Raw genomic sequence first — 16,163 nt, 5'->3', positions numbered from 1 at the left:
ATGTATAAAGTAGTAGAAGTACCAAATGATGTATTACGACAGGTATGTGAACCTGTCACGAAGTTCGATAAAAAACTCGGTAAGATGATCGACCGGATGTTCGATACGATGTACGAATATGATGGTGTCGGCTTAGCGGCACCGCAAATCAATCAACCGATCCGTGTAGCTGTCGTCCATACGGATGATGAGACAGGACCGATCGAGCTGATCAATCCGGAAATCATCGAAGCCGATGGTTCACAAATCGATGACGAAGGATGCCTCAGCATGCCAGGCATTTTCGGACCGGTCGAACGGTTCGACCGCATCGTCGTCAAGTCTCAAGATCGTCTCGGGCGGACGGTCAAAATCAAGGCAAACGGCTTTTTTGCACGTGCCATCCAGCACGAGATGGATCATTTAGACGGTGTCCTGTTCACGGATAAACTTGTCGAGCAAGAAAAACCGCGCGTCGTCTTCATGGGGACACCTGAGTTTGCGGCAGGGACACTGCGTGAAGTGATCGATGCTGGGTATGACGTCGTCGGTGTCGTATCGCAACCAGATAAGCCGGTCGGACGAAAACGGGAAGTCAAACCGACACCTGTGAAACTCGTCGCGATGGAACACGATATTCCTGTGTTGCAACCGAAACGGATTCGTGAAGACTATCAGGACGTCCTTGATTTAAAACCAGATCTCATTATCACGGCAGCTTACGGTCAGATTGTACCGACAGCTATTTTGGAAGCACCACGCTTTGGGGCGATCAACGTCCATGCGTCACTCCTACCGAAATATCGTGGCGGTGCACCGATTCATCAAGCAATCATCGATGGAGAAAAAGAGACAGGCGTGACGATCATGTATATGGTCGATCGACTTGACGCGGGTGATATGTTGTCAAAAATCATTGTTCCGATCGAAGAGAACGATACAGTCGGAACGATGTTTGAAAAGTTAGCGGACGCAGGAGCGCGACTATTGCTTGAGACCTTACCACGTCTGTTCGCAGGTGAATTGACACCGGAAGCGCAAGATGAGGCAGAAGCGACGTTTGCGCCGAACATCTCACGCGAGCGGGAACGACTTGATTTTACGTTACCGGGTGAGACACTCTATGATCAAATCCGAGGAATGAATCCTTTCCCAAGTACGTATACGATGCTTGGTGATGACCGATTGAAAGTCTTTTTCGCGACGAAAGTCAAAGGAACGGGACGACCAGGCGAAATCATCGCTTTAGAAGCGGATGGTCCCGTCATCGCGACAGGTTCGGAGACAGCGTTGAAGCTGATCGACTTACAGCCGTCCGGAAAAAAACGGATGGACGGTGCTACATTCATGCGCGGGATCGGTCAATCGCTTGAACTCGGACAACAAGTAGGTGAGAACGCATGAATGTACGTGACGCAGCAGTAACGACACTGATGAAAATTGGTCAAGGTGGTGCCTTCTCGACAATCACCGTCCATCAGATGCTTGAAAAGCGTGCTATCTCAGCAACAGATGTCGGCTTGTTCACGGAACTCGTCTACGGGACGCTCAGTCGTGAATTGACACTGGATTATATTTTGGAGCCGTATCTAGCGAAACAGAAAAAACTTGATCCGTTCATGCGTCCGTTGTTACGGATGAGTGTGTATCAATTGTTTTATCTTGATCGTGTACCGGATCATGCCGTCATCCATGAAGCTGTCGAGATTGCTAAAAAACGTGGGAAAGTCCACGTCTCGAAAGTCGTCAACGGAGTGCTCCGGAATGTATTACGGGCGGGAATGCCCCATTTTGCTGAGATTGAGCCTGTTGCAAAACGAATCAGCATCGAAACGAGTCATCCGCAGTGGCTCGTCGAACGCTGGATTGAACTGTTTGGTCCGGAAGAAACGCTTCAAATCTGTCAATTGAATAACACACCTGCACCGGTCACGGTTCGCATCAATCGGACGAAGACGACGCGAGAGGAAGCGATCGAGCTTCTACTCGACCAAGGTGTGACGGCAAAACCATCTACGGTCGCGCCAGACGGTCTCGAAATCGAACGAGGAAGCGTTCAAAAAACGGATCTGATTGACCGTGGGTATCTTTCTCTGCAGGATGAGAGCTCAATGCTCGTCGCCCGTGCACTCGGTGCAGAAACATCTGATCATGTACTTGACAGCTGTGCCGCACCTGGTGGGAAAGCGATGCATATTGCTGAAGGTTTGACGACGGGAACACTACAGGCACTTGATCTTCATCCACATAAGATTAAATTGATTGAACAGCAAGCGACACGATTAGGTCTTACGACTGTTCAAGCAGAAGCGTTAGATGCTCGTAAAGCAGGAGACCGCTTTGAAGTAGAATCGTTTGATCGGATTCTTGTCGACGCACCTTGTTCAGGACTCGGTGTCATTCGGAGAAAACCAGATATCAAATGGACGAAACGCCCGGAACAACTCGAGCAACTCCCGAAAATTCAACGAGATATTCTGACATCTGTCTTACCACTCATTAAAAAGGGTGGAACCTTTGTCTATTCGACTTGTACGATTGATCCGACTGAGAACGAGGACCAGACAGCGTTCATTCTCGATCAAGGATTTGAATTTGATACATCCTTCGCGGCACGGATGCCGGAATCCGTGCGACATCTGATCGGGGATCGAGCAGAACTCAAGTTGTTACCGACGACAGTCGGAACGGACGGCTTCTATATTGCCGCGTTTAAAAAACGAGAAGATTGACACGAACGGAGGACTGTCATGGAGTTAGCTCACCTTTCGACTACTGGGAAAGTCAGGACTAAAAATGAGGATACGGTATTACTCGTCGGGAACGCTGAACGTGGTCTTGCCGTCGTTGCGGACGGTATGGGAGGTCATGCTGCTGGCGATATCGCAAGTGCGATCGTTCGCGAGGTATTTGAAGCATCCTTTTCACTCATGCCAAATCGTCCGATGGAATTGTCTGAATGGATAGAACAACGTGTAGCCGAGGCAAATGCCCGGATTCTTCAGTTTTCAAAAGACGAGCAACTTGCAATCGTCGGAACGACCATTGCCTGCGTATGCTGGGTCGAAGATTTGCTCGTCATCGGTCATGTTGGAGATAGTAGGGTCTATGCCCTTGAAGGTACGGCGTTAAAACAATTGACGGATGATCATTCTTACGTCAACATGTTACGACAAATGGGGGAACTTTCGGATGAGGAAGTCGAAAATCATCCACGTAAGAATGTCATCACACGGTCGGTCGGCTCGAACGAAACGGTCGAAGTCGACATTCAAGTCAGAGATGCTCCAGACTATGACCTCGTCCTCGTCTGTAGTGACGGGTTGACCGATGAAGTGCCAGATGATGTCATCGAACAGATCATCTTACAGGATGAACCGCTTGATGAGATCGTCGGACGATTGGTGAAAGAAGCGAATGCTCGAGGAGGCGCGGATAATATTACGATTGCCGCCATCCGGTTCAAAGAAAGAAAGAGGGTCTGAATATGCGATACGGAGATCGATTAAATGACCGCTACCGCATAGAACGGCTAGTTGGAAGTGGCGGGATGGCGAATGTCTATCAAGCCTATGATGAGATTTTAAAGCGTCATGTTGCCATTAAGATTTTACGGACCGAATTTTCGCATGACGAACAGTTCATTCGTCGATTCGAACGTGAAGCTCATGCTGCTACCAGCTTGAATCATCCAAACATCGTTGCCGTCTATGATGTAGGCGAAGAAGATGCCATCTATTACATCGTCATGGAGTATATCGATGGTATGACATTAAAGACATTTTGTGAAAATCAAGCATTACCTGTGCCGCAGGCCGTCGATATCATCGCTCAAATTTGTGATGCGATCGATCACGCCCATGCACACCGAATTATCCATCGCGATATCAAACCGCAAAACATGTTGATTCGAGAGGATGGTACCGTCAAAGTAACGGATTTCGGAATCGCTGTGGCGATGTCGAATGCGACGCTGACGCATACGATGTCCGTCCTTGGGTCCGTCCATTACTTTTCACCGGAACAAGCAAAAGGTAAATTTGCGGATGAGAAGTCGGATATCTATTCACTTGGTGCTGTCTTATACGAACTTGTGACAGGACAAGTCCCGTTCGAAGGTGATTCACCGGTTGCGATTGCTTTAAAGCATCTGCAAGATACACCGCGTCGCCCATCCGTCTTGAATCCGAAAGTGCCACAAGCGCTTGAGAACTGTATCATGCAGGCGCTCGCAAAAGCACCGCATGACCGTCAACAGTCCGTCGCAGCATTTAAGGCAGATATGGTGACGGCGTTGTCTGACGAACGAGCAAGCGAAGGTATCCGAGGTGCAGAAGAGGATGAGCTGGAAAAAACGATGGTCTTATCGCCTGTACAAGTGCCAGAAGAATCAAAAGCGGAACCAGAATCACCCGCCGTCACGACCGTTCAACCGAAAACACCGGAAAAGAAAAAGAAAAAACGTTGGTGGATCGTCCTCTTATTGCTCATATTGCTAGGTGGTGCAGCTACGACGTTTGCGATGTGGCCAGATCCAACGGTCACCGTACCATCTGTCGTCAAGACGGATGGAGACGAAGCGGAAACGAAGCTTGAGAAACTAGGATTCGTTGTTGAGACGACAGAACGAAATAGCGATACAGTCGAGGAAGGCGATGTCATCAGTCAGACACCGCGTGAAAACGCACAAGTCAAGAAAGGCTCGACAGTCAACTTGGTCGTCTCTACAGGTAGTGCGCCGGTCGAAGTACCGGATGTGACAGATGACGCTGAAAAAGAGGCGATTGCCACATTAAAAGAGGCTGGATTCGCTAAAGTCGAGGTCGAACGTGAAAAGTCGGATGAAATCGAGCGAGGTAATGTGATCCGGCAATCGATCTCTGCTGGGACGGAAGTGATTGCAAAAGAACAGACGATTACAATCACTGTCTCAGAAGGAACTTCGTCCTTTGAATTGAAAGATTTGACGAACTTATCGAGTGATGAAGCAAAAGCGTATCTCGATGAAATGGGTCTCGACGGCACGTTTGAACAAGAATTTTCAAGTGACGTCAAGCTCGATCAAGTCATTCGTCAATTCCCGCAAGCAGGAGCACAAGTCGAACCGAACGACTCCGTGACGGTGTTCATCTCAAAAGGTGAGGAAGAAAAAACGGTGACGGCAACGTTCCCTGAAAAGGTCGTCTATGATGCGGTCAGCGAGAACGAGGACGAGGAACCACCGAAACAAGTCATCCGGATTGAGACGGAAGACGCGAAAGGGAAGCGGACCGTCATCGAGGAATCGATTGATCAAGATGAGACATTCGACGTGCCGGTGACGATTGATCCAGGAGAAGAAGGAAAAATTACGATCTATAAAGACGATACGGTGTATCGTTCAAAAACCATCACGTACAATCAAGCAAAAGACGCACAATGAATGTGATGAAAAAGGAGTGCATAGGATGACGGAACAACGCATCGAAGAGAATCGAGAAGGAACGATCATACGTCTGCAGGGTGGCTTTTATGATGTCATGACACCAGAAGGAGAGGTCCGTTCACGGGCAAGAGGGAATTTCCGAAAACGCGGCATCAGTCCAGTCGTCGGAGACGAGGTCGTTCTTCATATCGAAAGTGAGACAGGATATATTCTCGAAGTGAAGGAGCGGGACAACTTTTTAGTACGCCCTCCAGTCGCGAATATCGACCAGGCATTGCTCGTCGTCTCGGCGGCAGAACCTGATTTTTCAGCGCACTTGCTCGACCGATTTCTCGTTTTGATCGAAGCGAAGGAAATTCAACCCGTCATCCTATTGACGAAGATGGATTTGCTGGACGATGTTAAAGGACCGTCTGTCCGAGAGGCGATTGCCGCTTACCGGAAGATTGGGTATACGGTCATCGAGACATCAAGTGAGACGTTGGCAGGTATTGAGCAAGTCCGTCCGTTACTTGCTGGAAAAACGAGCGTTCTCGCCGGACAATCCGGTGTCGGGAAAAGTTCATTGCTCAATGCACTGGAACCCTCTCTTGATTTAGAAACAAGTGCGATCTCGAAATCACTCGGACGCGGACGTCATACGACGCGCCACGTCACATTGATGCCGCTTGCCGAAGGATTGATTGCCGATACGCCAGGTTTCTCGAACCTCGATTTTCCGTATGATATGGAAATCGAGGATGTACGGTGGAGTTTCCCTGAATTCGTGGCTGTACAAGATGATTGCAAATACCGAGGTTGCTTGCATTTGAATGAACCCGGTTGTGCCGTCAAGGAAGCCGTCGAAGCCCAAGAAATCATGTCCTCTCGTTATGAGAACTATGGTATGTTTATAGACGAAATCAAGAATCGAGCCCGGAGGTATTGAAGATGATTAAAATTGCACCATCTATCTTATCAGCAGATTTCGCGAATCTCGAACGCGATGTTAAAGCAGTCGAAGCAGCAGGCGCGGACTATATCCATTTTGATGTCATGGACGGTCAGTTCGTACCGAACATCTCATTTGGATTACCTGTGCTTAGCAGTTTACGTCAAAAGACGGATATGATTCTCGATGTCCATTTGATGATCGACCAGCCAGAACGTTTCGTTGAAGATTTCGTCAAGGCAGGGGCAGACATCGTGACGTTCCACGTCGAAGCGACGAATCATGTCCATCGTGTCTTGCAACAAATCAAAGCAGCGGGTGCAAAGGCAGGGGTCGTCTTGAATCCCCATACGCCATTATCAACGATTGAACACGTCCTTGAGGATGTCGATATGGTATTATTGATGACGGTCAATCCGGGCTTTGGTGGACAAGCCTTCATCGAGCGTGTCATGCCGAAACTCGCAGCACTCGCGCAAATGAAAGCAGATCGTGGGCTGACATTTGAAATCGAGATTGACGGTGGCGTCAATCCGGAAACGGCAAAGCTTTGCATCGATAACGGTGCGAACGTTCTCGTCGCTGGATCGGCAATCTACAATGCACCAGATTATGCGGAAGCGATCACTAGCATTCGTCAAGGGGCTGCCGTATAATAAGAACGAGAAAACGAAATATGATGACCGCAAGGGGTGTCGCTTGAAAAGCGGCTGAGAGGAGTCTTTTAGACTTTAACCCTTCGAACCTGTTCCGTTCAAACGGACGTAGGGATGTGGCGCACGCAGGCAGTACGGCGTTCGTCGTACTGCCTTTTTGCGTCCTCTCGTACAATGAAGGAGGAAAAATAGCATGAAACGGTTACAAATGATGATGGAAATTGCCATCTTCGCCAGTCTCGGAGTCGTCTTTGATTTACTGATTCCATTCAAAATGCCACAAGGTGGCTCGATCAGCTTAGCGATGTTACCGATCTTCGTCATGGCATTTCGCCACGGTGTCGTCGGAGGTGTCGTCACGGGAGCACTTGTTGGTACGATTCAATTGATGTTTGCCCCACAAGTCTTGACGATCGTTCAACCGATTCTTGACTATACGATTGCGTATGGTGTCGTCGGATTAAGTGGTCTGTTCGCGCGTCAAGTCAGACTAGCCGCGCGCAATGGACAAAAGAAAAGCTTGATGGCGTTCGTTCTCCTGGCGACGTTATTAGGAGCAGGGCTCCGTTATATCTGTCATGTCATCAGCGGAATCGTCTTTTTTGCCGAGTATGCCGAAGGTCCAGTCGTACCGTATTCATTGATTTATAACGCGACATACATGATACCGTCTTACGTTCTTTGTGGTGTCGTTGCGGGTCTTTTATTCACGACTGCGCCACGCTTACTACGTTATTCGGCACGAGGCGTCTGAGATGCGGGCGATTCTCGTCTGTGCCGGTCCGCGAGAAGAAGTGCCGGATTTACGGACGTTTTGTCAGCCGGGTGATTTTATCGTCGGTGTCGATGGTGGTGTTCAGACGATTGAATCGTTTGGGCTGACATGCGACCTGACGATTGGTGATTTTGATTCGCTTGGTTATGTACCAGAAGGGGCAATCGTTCATCCGGCCGAGAAAGATGAAACGGATCTCGAACTGGCACTTCGTACAGCATCAGAGATGAAACGGTTTGAGGATACCATCATCATCGGGGCGACAGGTGGGCGGCTCGACATGACCGTCCAAAATGTGTACCTGTTGAAGCGATATCCAGAGACCAGACTCGTGACGAAACGAGAAGAGGTGCGATACTTGGCTGAGGGAACGTATGCAGTCGAAGCAGGGAGCTATCATTATCTTTCTTTCATTCCACTCGTACCATCGACTTTAAGCTTATCCGGAGTCAAATATCCACTCGATGCACATCCCGTACCCGTCGGAGGTTCCTTGACCGTCAGTAATGAATGGCGTGCGTCAGAAGCGAAAGTAGAGCTCCACCAAGGAGAACTATTGATGATGCGGACGCTTAAGGAATAGAACAAGTATAGGAAAGAGGCCGTGGACAAATCCACGGCCTCTTTTTGTATGAAATTATTCTTCGAGTTGAGAAGGAGCGACACGGATGTCGCTTTGGGCAGATAGATGTTTTCCTTTGACGAAGAGATGATAACTTCCCCACATGACGAGGAAGAAAGGAACACCGATGTATAGAGCGATTCGTTGATCCGCTTGAAACGCAAGACTGACGAGGACGACGACGTTTAACGTCAGCGAAATCAGTGGTAACACCGGATAGAGTGGTGTCTTGAATTTCAGTTCGGATAAATCGTGTCCGTTTCGGACGAACTGACGACGAAACGCGAGCTGAGAAGCAGAGATGGAAATCCAACCGACTTGAGCGCCAAGTCCGGCTAAGGACAAGAGCCAAATGAAGACGGTATCCTCTGCGAAAAACGCGGTCAGGAGCGATAACATCGCAAACATCATCGTAAAGAGTAAAGCACGCATCGGCACACCACGTGCATTGACGTAAGATAATTTCTTTGAAATCATCCCTTCTTGCGCCATCGCCCATAACATCCGGGTCGCCGCATATAATCCGGAGTTTCCGACGGACAACAAAGCTGTCAAGACGACGATATTCATCAAGTCAGCAGCATAAGGGATGCCGATCGCATCAAAGACCATGATGAACGGGCTGCTGACTCCGCCAGCCGTCTCATACGGAATTAATGCACCAACGATCGTAATCGATAAGACGAAGAAGATGAACGTCCGCCAGACTGTATTGCGGATGGCTTTTGGAATCGATTTTTCAGGCGTGTCGGACTCCCCAGCCGCGACACCGATCAATTCCGTTCCTTGGAAGGCGAAGTTGACGGCGATCATCGTCGTCAAGACACCGAGAATCCCGTTTGGAAACCAACCGCTTGCCGTAAAGTTCGCAAATAACGATGTTGGGCGATCTGCTTCCATCGGTAACCAGCCGAACCAGGCAGCGCCACCTAGAATGATGAAGAAAAGGATCGCGAGGACCTTCAAACTCGAGAACCAGAATTCGGCTTCACCGAATGCTTTGGCGGAGACGGCATTCAGACCGAATAGCAAGACCGTAAAGATGGTACACCAGACGACGACCGGCACGTTCGGAAACCAGCGGTCCATCAAACTGCCAGCAGCCGTGATTTCGAGCGCGACCGTCACGGCCCAGCCGAGCCAATAAATCCAACCGACGGCAAAGCCGATTCCTGGTCCGATGAAGCGGGTCGTATAGGTCTGAAATGACCCCGAGACCGGCATATAGACCGCTAATTCCCCTAGACATAACATCGTCAGATACATGATGGTCCCACCCACGATGTAACTGAGGACCGCCCCGAGAGGTCCTGCTTGTGAAATCGTTAACCCTGACCCTAAAAATAAGCCTGTCCCGATGATTCCACCGAGTGAGATCATGAACAGGTGTCGACTCGTCATCTCTCGTTTGAGTTGCATGATGACTTCCCCCAATTCTGACAAAATAAAGTACGTTCCTATTGTAAGCGTTTTCAATAAAAGCGACAATTAGTTTATGAGAAAAATAAATGAGGGTATAAAAAAACCGGAAGGGAAGATTCCCATCCGGTGGTTGCGCCTTATACGCGTTCGACTTTACCTGATTTAAGAGCTCGAGCTGAAACCCAAACCTTTTTCGGCTTACCGTCGACGAGGATACGTACTTTTTGTACGTTGACTCCCCAAGTACGTTTTGTTTTGTTCAATGCGTGTGAACGGTTGTTACCCGACTTTGGCGATTTCCCAGTAACGTAGCATTTACGTGCCATGCGTTCCGCCTCCTTTTATGTTGTTTTGCGTTCGTCCTAATAGACACTTTGCTATCTTAGCATGGTGTCAGGGCGGTTGCAACATAAAAAAAGTAGCTGACAAGAAAAAAACTTGACAGACAACCTCGAAATTTAAAATAATGGATGAGGATGATGGTAAAAGTTCATTTGACCGCTACTATTTTTCACTTATTCATTGTATAGTCAGTACGGCGACTTTTCAATAGTAGGTCCTTATAGTAGAATTATGAGAAGAATACAATATTCAAAGGGGGCTACTCAGGTGGCGATCGAGATGAAAACGACCTATGGAAAGATTGATGTAGATAATGATGTCGTCGCGCAACTTGCGGGCGGCGCGGCAATGGAATGTTTTGGTGTCGTTGGTATGGCATCCCAGTCTCAAATCAAGGATGGTCTTGCTGAACTCTTAAAACGTGAGAACTTTGCACGCGGTGTCATCGTTCGACAGGCTTCAGAGCAGGTCCATATCGATATGCATATCATCGTAAGCTATGGAACGAAAATCTCAGAGGTGGCGAACAACGTACAGAGTCGCGTGAAATACACGCTCAGTCAGGCACTAGGTCTTGACGTGACATCTGTGAACATCTTTGTCCAAGGAGTCCGCTTGACGAATGTCTAAGGCGGGAATAGAGGAGGAAACTTTAGTGAGTGTAGATCGTTTAACAGGAGCGCAGTTAGTCAAGATGATTCAAAATGGCGCGGCGAATCTCTATCAAAATGCAGATTTCGTCGATTCATTGAACGTCTTCCCTGTGCCAGATGGTGATACGGGAACGAACATGAATTTGACGATGACTTCAGGTGCAAAAGAAGCAGGTAAATCAACTTCGGATTCTGTATCGGAAGTCGCGAACGTCTTCGCACGTGGATTATTGATGGGGGCGCGCGGAAACTCTGGCGTCATCTTAAGTCAATTGTTCCGTGGATTCTCGAAATCAATCGAAGGCAAAACAACGATTGATACGAAGGAATTCGCAGATGCGTTACAAAAAGGTGTCGATACAGCATACAAAGCAGTCATGAAACCGGTTGAAGGAACAATCTTGACGGTTGCCCGTGAAACAGCTGTCGCTGCTATCGCACAATCTGAGACGACGACGGATTTCTTAGAGTTGATGCGTCAACTCGTCGAAGCTTCGAAAGTATCGCTCGACGGAACACCAGAACTTCTTCCGGTATTAAAAGAAGTCGGTGTCGTTGACTCTGGTGGTCAAGGTCTCGTCTGTATCTATGAAGGATTCCTCGCAACACTCGAAGGAAAAGAACTCGACAAACCGCATGCGCCTGTCATGGAAGCACTCGTCGAAGCAGAGCATCATAAAACGGCTCAAAGCTTCATGTCGACAGAAGAAATCCATTACGGTTACTGTACGGAAATCATGGTTCGTTTCCAAGATGACAAGCTTGCGAATGCACCATTCAGCGAAGAAGACTTCCGGAACGAATTAGCGGAATTCGGTGATTCATTGCTCGTCGTAGCGGATGAAGAACTCCTTAAAGTTCACGTCCACGTTGAAACACCAGGAGAAGTCATCACAAAAGGACAACGTTTCGGTGAACTCGTCGCTGTTAAGATTGAAAACATGCGTCAACAACACTCGACGATCCTTGAAGAAGAAGGTGCGAACCAAGTCACTCCAGTCGCTGCACCGAAGGCAAAAGCGAAAGCAGCCCTCGTGACAGTCGCAATGGGTGAAGGAATCAGCGAACTCTTTAAATCACTCGGTGTCAGTGTCGTCATCGAAGGCGGACAAACGATGAACCCGTCGACGGAAGATATCGTTAAGGCGATCGAGGATGCACACGCTGAACACGTTTATGTCTATCCAAACAACTCAAACATCATCATGGCCGCTGAACAAGCAGCATCTGTTGCGAATTGTGGTGTGACGGTCGTGAAATCAAAAACAGTTCCACAAGGTTTAGCAGCAACAATCGTCTATAATCCAGAAGCGACTGTCGAAGAGAACGAAGCGCACATGGCAGATGCGATTGCAGCCGTTAAGTCGGGACAAGTCACATATGCCGTACGTGATACGAACATCGATGGTGTTGAAATCAAGAAGGACGACCATATGGCGATTGCTGAAAAACAAATCGTCGCTACGGATTCTTCAAGTCTTGGTGCCGTAAAGAAACTCGTCGATACACTCGTCACTGAGGACGACGAAATCATCACGGTTCTTTACGGTGAAGGCGTCTCGACAGAAGAAGTCGACGACCTCGTTGCGTACATCGAATCGGTCAATCCGGATGCTGAAGTGGAAGTCCACGACGGCAAACAACCACTTTATTCGTACATTTTAAGCGTCGAATAAAACCATCATACTGAAAAAGGGCGACTAGCCTTTTCACGAATCCCACCATCTGCGATAATAGAGGTGGGATTTCGTTTGTTTCATAGAGAGGGGAAAAGAAATGAAATATCGTAGCGTCTTTGACATCATCGGACCAGTCATGGTTGGTCCATCGAGCTCGCATACAGCAGGGGCTGCACGGATTGGATTGATGGCGGGTAAATTATTCGGGGAAACGCCTACTGTCATCCACATCACGTTTTACGGTTCATTCGCGGATACGTATCGTGGACATGGAACGGATGTCGCCATCATCGGCGGTGTTCTCGGATACGATACGTTTGACGACCGGATTCCACAATCGATCGATATCGCGAAGTCGAAAGGGATTGAGATTCATTTCGAGACGAGTGAGGCGTTGACGGATCATCCGAATACGGCTCGTGTCCATTTGACGAATGGAGTAGAAGAGTTTGAATTGGTTGGTATTTCAATTGGTGGGGGAACGATTGAAATCACGGAATTAAATGGTGTACCGCTTCGTTTGTCCGGTGGGGGACCGGCACTCGTCGTCTTACACCATGACCGCTTTGGTGCGATTGCAGCCGTGACGAGCATTTTGGCTGATTACGAAATCAATATCGGGCATATGGAAGTGTCACGGCATGAAAAAGGAAAACAAGCACTTATGGCAATTGAGATTGATGACCGGATAACGGCAGAAGTGTTGGAAGAAATCGATCGGTTACCTCAAGTCGAGCGTGCCGTCATGATGGGAGAGTGAAGACATGTTTAAATCCGTAAAAGAACTCGTCGCCATCGCGACGGAACGAAATATTCCGATTTCGGAAGTCATGATCGAGCAAGAGATGACGGTTCGTCATTTAGAGCGAGATGAAGTTTATGCGATGATGGAACGAAACCTGCAAGTGATGGAAGAAGCAGTCGCTCGTTCACTTGATGGTGACGGTGTCCAGTCGGTGACAGGACTGACCGGTGGGGATGCTGTCTTACTTCAACGATACCGTGCTTCAGGTAAAGGATTATCCGGTGATTTATTACTGGACGCCGTTAGTAAGGCAATCGGAACGAATGAAGTCAATGCTGCGATGGGAAAAATTTGTGCGACACCAACGGCAGGGAGTGCCGGTGTCGTGCCTGGTACACTATTTGCTGTCAAAGATCGGTTAAACCCAACGCGTGAGCAGATGTTACGCTTCTTGTTCACATCCGGTGCGTTTGGTTTCGTCGTCGCGAACAATGCATCGATTTCCGGAGCGGCTGGTGGCTGTCAAGCAGAAGTTGGTTCAGCAACAGCGATGGCAGCAGCTGCCATCGTTGAAATGGCGGGCGGAACACCGGATCAGTCAGCGCATGCTTTTGCGATCGCGCTGAAGAACATGCTTGGACTCGTCTGTGATCCTGTTGCAGGACTCGTCGAAGTGCCATGCGTGAAACGCAATGCGATGGGTGGGGCGAATGCTGTTGTCGCTGCCGACATGGCACTCGCTGGAATCACGTCACGGATTCCGTGTGATGAAGTCATCTCAGCCATGCATGAGATTGGTCAGATGATGCCGTCTGCGCTTCGCGAGACAGCAAAAGGTGGACTCGCGAATACGCCGACGGGTCGCTGGCTCGAAGCGAAAATCTTCGGAGAGTTATCGAATGAATCCATCACGTGACGTCAAGACATTAAAAGGTGTCGGACGGGATTTGGCGAAAAAACTAGAAGAGATGAATATTCTCACCGTTGCGGACGTGCTCGAGCACGTCCCGTTTCGTTATGACGACTTCGTGACGGGAAGTCTAACGGAAGCAATCCATGAGGATAAAGTCAAGTTCACGGGTCAAGTCCAGTCTGAACCACTTGTGCGCTATTACGGCAAAGGAAAGAATCGTTTAACGTTCCGTCTGCTCGTTGAAGAACGGTATAGTGTGACCGTAACGATGTTCAACCGGGCATTCTACAAAGACCAATTGCAACTCGGAGCAGAAGTGACGGTCAGTGGCAAGTGGGATTTACACCGGATGACGATCTCTGCGACGGAATTGCAATTCGGGGCAATCGAAGGCGAATTGACACCCGTTTACTCGCTCCGGGGTGACATGCGGATGAAGACATTCCGACGCGTCGTCGACTTGGCGTTCAAGGAGACTGAGGCATTAGCTGAACGAATCCCGGATAGCATCCGGAAGACGTATCGGTTGCAAGACCGGATGACGATGTTGAAGTCGCTTCATTTCCCAACGAATCGACAAGAGTTAACGGCTGCTCGTCGCAGTTATGTCTACGAGGAGTGCCTCTATTTCCAGCTGAAATTACAGGCGTTACGTCTTGGACGACGGAAAGGTCGAGGGATTGCTCTTCCCCTTCATGAAACGGATATTGCCAATTTCATCAAGAGCCTGCCGTTTCCGCTGACAGGTGCACAGCAACGTGTGACAAAAGAGATTCTAGACGACATCGGTCGCGGCGAACGAATGAATCGGTTGCTGCAAGGGGATGTCGGAAGCGGGAAGACCGTCATCGCTGCCATCGCCTTGTTCGCGACGGTTCGTGCCGGAAAACAAGGCGCCTTGATGGTGCCGACCGAAATTTTAGCGGAACAGCATGCAGCGTCGCTCGCCCCATTGCTTGAACCACTTGGGATTCGGGTCGGTTTACTGACGAGTTCCGTTAAAGGGAAAGCGCGTGCACACTTGCTCGAAGCCCTCGCAACAGGAGAGATCGACGTCTTGGTCGGAACACATGCGCTGATTCAAGACACTGTCCAGTTCAAGGCATTACACCTCGTCATCACCGATGAACAACATCGCTTCGGTGTCGAACAACGGAAGCGGTTGCGCGCGAAAGCTGAACAGGCAGATGTATTATATATGACAGCGACACCGATTCCGCGTACGCTTGCGATATCGGTCTTTGGAGATATGGATGTTTCGATCATCGATGAGATGCCGGCGGGACGAAAGGAAGTCGAGACCTACTGGGCGAAACCGCAACAGATGGAACGCGTTTTCGGGTTCGTCGAGAAAGAATTGTCGCAAGGTCGACAAGCCTACGTCATCACGCCATTGATCGAGGAATCCGAATCACTCGAAGTTCAAAATGCGATCGAATTACATGCGACATTGACCGAGCGGTTCAAGCCCTATCATGTCGGTTTGATGCATGGGCGCTTGACTTCTTCAGAAAAAGACGAGGTCATGCAGGCGTTTAAGGAGAATACTGTTCAAATCCTTGTTTCAACGACGGTCGTCGAGGTCGGCGTGAACGTTCCGAACGCGTCGATCATCGTCATTCATGATGCAGAACGCTTTGGTCTTGCGCAGTTACACCAATTAAGAGGGCGCGTCGGTCGAGGCGATGCCCAGTCTTACTGTATCCTAATCGCCGATCCCTCTTCCGATACGGGAAAAGAACGGATCAAGACAATGACGGAGACGAACGATGGCTTCAAGCTAGCGGAAAAGGATTTAAAACTGCGCGGAGCCGGAAATTTCTTCGGTACCGAACAAAGTGGATTACCGCGCTTCGTCTTGACCGATCCTGCGCTCGATATACAAGTCATGGAAACTGCGCGACAAGATGCAGTCCGATTACTGCGATCGGACGCCTTTTGGCAAGCGCCGGAATACGATGTCTTGCGTGACTATATCGAACGACAAGGGCTACTTGAAGGAGAAAGAATCGAATAATACT

General features: G+C 49.0%; 15 protein-coding genes and 1 riboswitch. Of the genes, 13 read left to right on the top strand and 2 right to left on the bottom strand.

Translation table 11 applies throughout. From position 1 onward, the window contains the following. The 8 genes from fmt to KNQ03_RS03895 all read left to right on the top strand — a co-directional run bounded on the left by fmt (position 1) and on the right by KNQ03_RS03895 (position 8,349). Entirely contained in the window at positions 1-1,383 is a 1,383-nt protein-coding gene (gene fmt, locus KNQ03_RS03930; protein ID WP_050677507.1) for a methionyl-tRNA formyltransferase, read from the top strand. Beyond that, positions 1,380-2,711, top strand: coding sequence for a 16S rRNA (cytosine(967)-C(5))-methyltransferase RsmB (gene rsmB / locus KNQ03_RS03925; protein ID WP_214723631.1), 1,332 nt, complete (start codon positions 1,380-1,382; stop codon positions 2,709-2,711). The genes fmt and rsmB overlap by 4 nt, the downstream gene beginning before the upstream one ends. 18 nt (positions 2,712-2,729) lie before the next feature. Beyond that, the gene (locus KNQ03_RS03920; RefSeq protein ID WP_023468765.1) at positions 2,730-3,464 is read left to right on the top strand and encodes a Stp1/IreP family PP2C-type Ser/Thr phosphatase; all 735 of its coding nucleotides are present in this window, start codon (positions 2,730-2,732) and stop codon (positions 3,462-3,464) included. A 2-nt stretch (positions 3,465-3,466) separates the two neighbouring features. After that, positions 3,467-5,401 (top strand): Stk1 family PASTA domain-containing Ser/Thr kinase, encoded by a 1,935-nt coding sequence (gene pknB, locus KNQ03_RS03915; protein ID WP_149427608.1) that lies wholly within the window; start codon positions 3,467-3,469, stop codon positions 5,399-5,401. Between the two features lie 25 nt (positions 5,402-5,426). Beyond that, complete coding sequence (rsgA, locus tag KNQ03_RS03910) at positions 5,427-6,332, top strand: ribosome small subunit-dependent GTPase A (protein ID WP_149427607.1); 906 nt, start codon at positions 5,427-5,429, stop codon at positions 6,330-6,332. 2 nt (positions 6,333-6,334) lie between these two features. Continuing rightward, positions 6,335-6,991, top strand: coding sequence for a ribulose-phosphate 3-epimerase (gene rpe, locus KNQ03_RS03905; RefSeq protein WP_029342106.1), 657 nt, complete (start codon positions 6,335-6,337; stop codon positions 6,989-6,991). Positions 6,992-7,013: 22 nt separating this feature from the next. Continuing rightward, positions 7,014-7,123: riboswitch (TPP riboswitch) on the top strand. Between the two features lie 61 nt (positions 7,124-7,184). Continuing rightward, the gene (gene thiT / locus KNQ03_RS03900) at positions 7,185-7,745 is read left to right on the top strand and encodes an energy-coupled thiamine transporter ThiT (protein ID WP_214723629.1); all 561 of its coding nucleotides are present in this window, start codon (positions 7,185-7,187) and stop codon (positions 7,743-7,745) included. Position 7,746: 1 nt separating this feature from the next. After that, complete coding sequence (locus tag KNQ03_RS03895) at positions 7,747-8,349, top strand: thiamine diphosphokinase (protein ID WP_214723627.1); 603 nt, start codon at positions 7,747-7,749, stop codon at positions 8,347-8,349. Positions 8,350-8,403: 54 nt separating this feature from the next. On the opposite strand, the gene KNQ03_RS03890 is transcribed toward KNQ03_RS03895, so the two are convergent. Both KNQ03_RS03890 and rpmB read right to left on the bottom strand, forming a co-directional pair. Further along, positions 8,404-9,807: an amino acid permease gene (locus KNQ03_RS03890; protein ID WP_050677496.1), complete on the bottom strand. Its 1,404-nt coding sequence runs from the start codon at positions 9,805-9,807 to the stop codon at positions 8,404-8,406. Between the two features lie 140 nt (positions 9,808-9,947). After that, entirely contained in the window at positions 9,948-10,136 is a 189-nt protein-coding gene (gene rpmB, locus KNQ03_RS03885) for a 50S ribosomal protein L28 (RefSeq protein WP_023468758.1), read from the bottom strand. Positions 10,137-10,419: 283 nt separating this feature from the next. On the opposite strand from rpmB, the gene KNQ03_RS03880 reads away from it, so the two are divergent. The 5 genes from KNQ03_RS03880 to recG all read left to right on the top strand — a co-directional run bounded on the left by KNQ03_RS03880 (position 10,420) and on the right by recG (position 16,159). After that, positions 10,420-10,782 (top strand): Asp23/Gls24 family envelope stress response protein, encoded by a 363-nt coding sequence (locus KNQ03_RS03880; protein ID WP_023468757.1) that lies wholly within the window; start codon positions 10,420-10,422, stop codon positions 10,780-10,782. Between the two features lie 25 nt (positions 10,783-10,807). After that, positions 10,808-12,481 (top strand): DAK2 domain-containing protein, encoded by a 1,674-nt coding sequence (locus KNQ03_RS03875; RefSeq protein ID WP_370567758.1) that lies wholly within the window; start codon positions 10,808-10,810, stop codon positions 12,479-12,481. Between the two features lie 100 nt (positions 12,482-12,581). Next, entirely contained in the window at positions 12,582-13,244 is a 663-nt protein-coding gene (gene sdaAB, locus KNQ03_RS03870; RefSeq protein WP_023468755.1) for an L-serine ammonia-lyase, iron-sulfur-dependent subunit beta, read from the top strand. A 4-nt stretch (positions 13,245-13,248) separates the two neighbouring features. Then, positions 13,249-14,145: an L-serine ammonia-lyase, iron-sulfur-dependent, subunit alpha gene (sdaAA, locus tag KNQ03_RS03865; RefSeq protein WP_023468754.1), complete on the top strand. Its 897-nt coding sequence runs from the start codon at positions 13,249-13,251 to the stop codon at positions 14,143-14,145. Then, positions 14,129-16,159, top strand: a complete 2,031-nt coding sequence (recG, locus tag KNQ03_RS03860; RefSeq protein ID WP_214723625.1) for an ATP-dependent DNA helicase RecG — start codon at positions 14,129-14,131, stop codon at positions 16,157-16,159. Before sdaAA ends, recG begins: the two co-directional genes overlap by 17 nt. Positions 16,160-16,163 lie beyond the last annotated feature (4 nt).

The sequence above is a fragment of the Exiguobacterium sp. s143 genome, from assembly GCF_018618895.1.
GTDB lineage: Bacteria > Bacillota > Bacilli > Exiguobacteriales > Exiguobacteriaceae > Exiguobacterium_A > Exiguobacterium_A abrahamii.
Note: the sequence above shows the minus strand (reverse complement) of the source record. Positions and strands in the feature narration are given on the sequence as shown.

Coding starts and splice junctions, on each gene's coding strand:
- KNQ03_RS03890 (WP_050677496.1), bottom strand. CDS start 9,807: ATGCAACTCAAACGAGAGATGACGAGTCGACACCTGTTCATGATCTCA.
- rsgA (WP_149427607.1), top strand. CDS start 5,427: ATGACGGAACAACGCATCGAAGAGAATCGAGAAGGAACGATCATACGT.
- sdaAB (WP_023468755.1), top strand. CDS start 12,582: ATGAAATATCGTAGCGTCTTTGACATCATCGGACCAGTCATGGTTGGT.
- sdaAA (WP_023468754.1), top strand. CDS start 13,249: ATGTTTAAATCCGTAAAAGAACTCGTCGCCATCGCGACGGAACGAAAT.
- KNQ03_RS03895 (WP_214723627.1), top strand. CDS start 7,747: ATGCGGGCGATTCTCGTCTGTGCCGGTCCGCGAGAAGAAGTGCCGGAT.
- rsmB (WP_214723631.1), top strand. CDS start 1,380: ATGAATGTACGTGACGCAGCAGTAACGACACTGATGAAAATTGGTCAA.
- rpmB (WP_023468758.1), bottom strand. CDS start 10,136: ATGGCACGTAAATGCTACGTTACTGGGAAATCGCCAAAGTCGGGTAAC.
- pknB (WP_149427608.1), top strand. CDS start 3,467: ATGCGATACGGAGATCGATTAAATGACCGCTACCGCATAGAACGGCTA.
- recG (WP_214723625.1), top strand. CDS start 14,129: ATGAATCCATCACGTGACGTCAAGACATTAAAAGGTGTCGGACGGGAT.
- rpe (WP_029342106.1), top strand. CDS start 6,335: ATGATTAAAATTGCACCATCTATCTTATCAGCAGATTTCGCGAATCTC.
- fmt (WP_050677507.1), top strand. CDS start 1: ATGTATAAAGTAGTAGAAGTACCAAATGATGTATTACGACAGGTATGT.
- KNQ03_RS03920 (WP_023468765.1), top strand. CDS start 2,730: ATGGAGTTAGCTCACCTTTCGACTACTGGGAAAGTCAGGACTAAAAAT.
- thiT (WP_214723629.1), top strand. CDS start 7,185: ATGAAACGGTTACAAATGATGATGGAAATTGCCATCTTCGCCAGTCTC.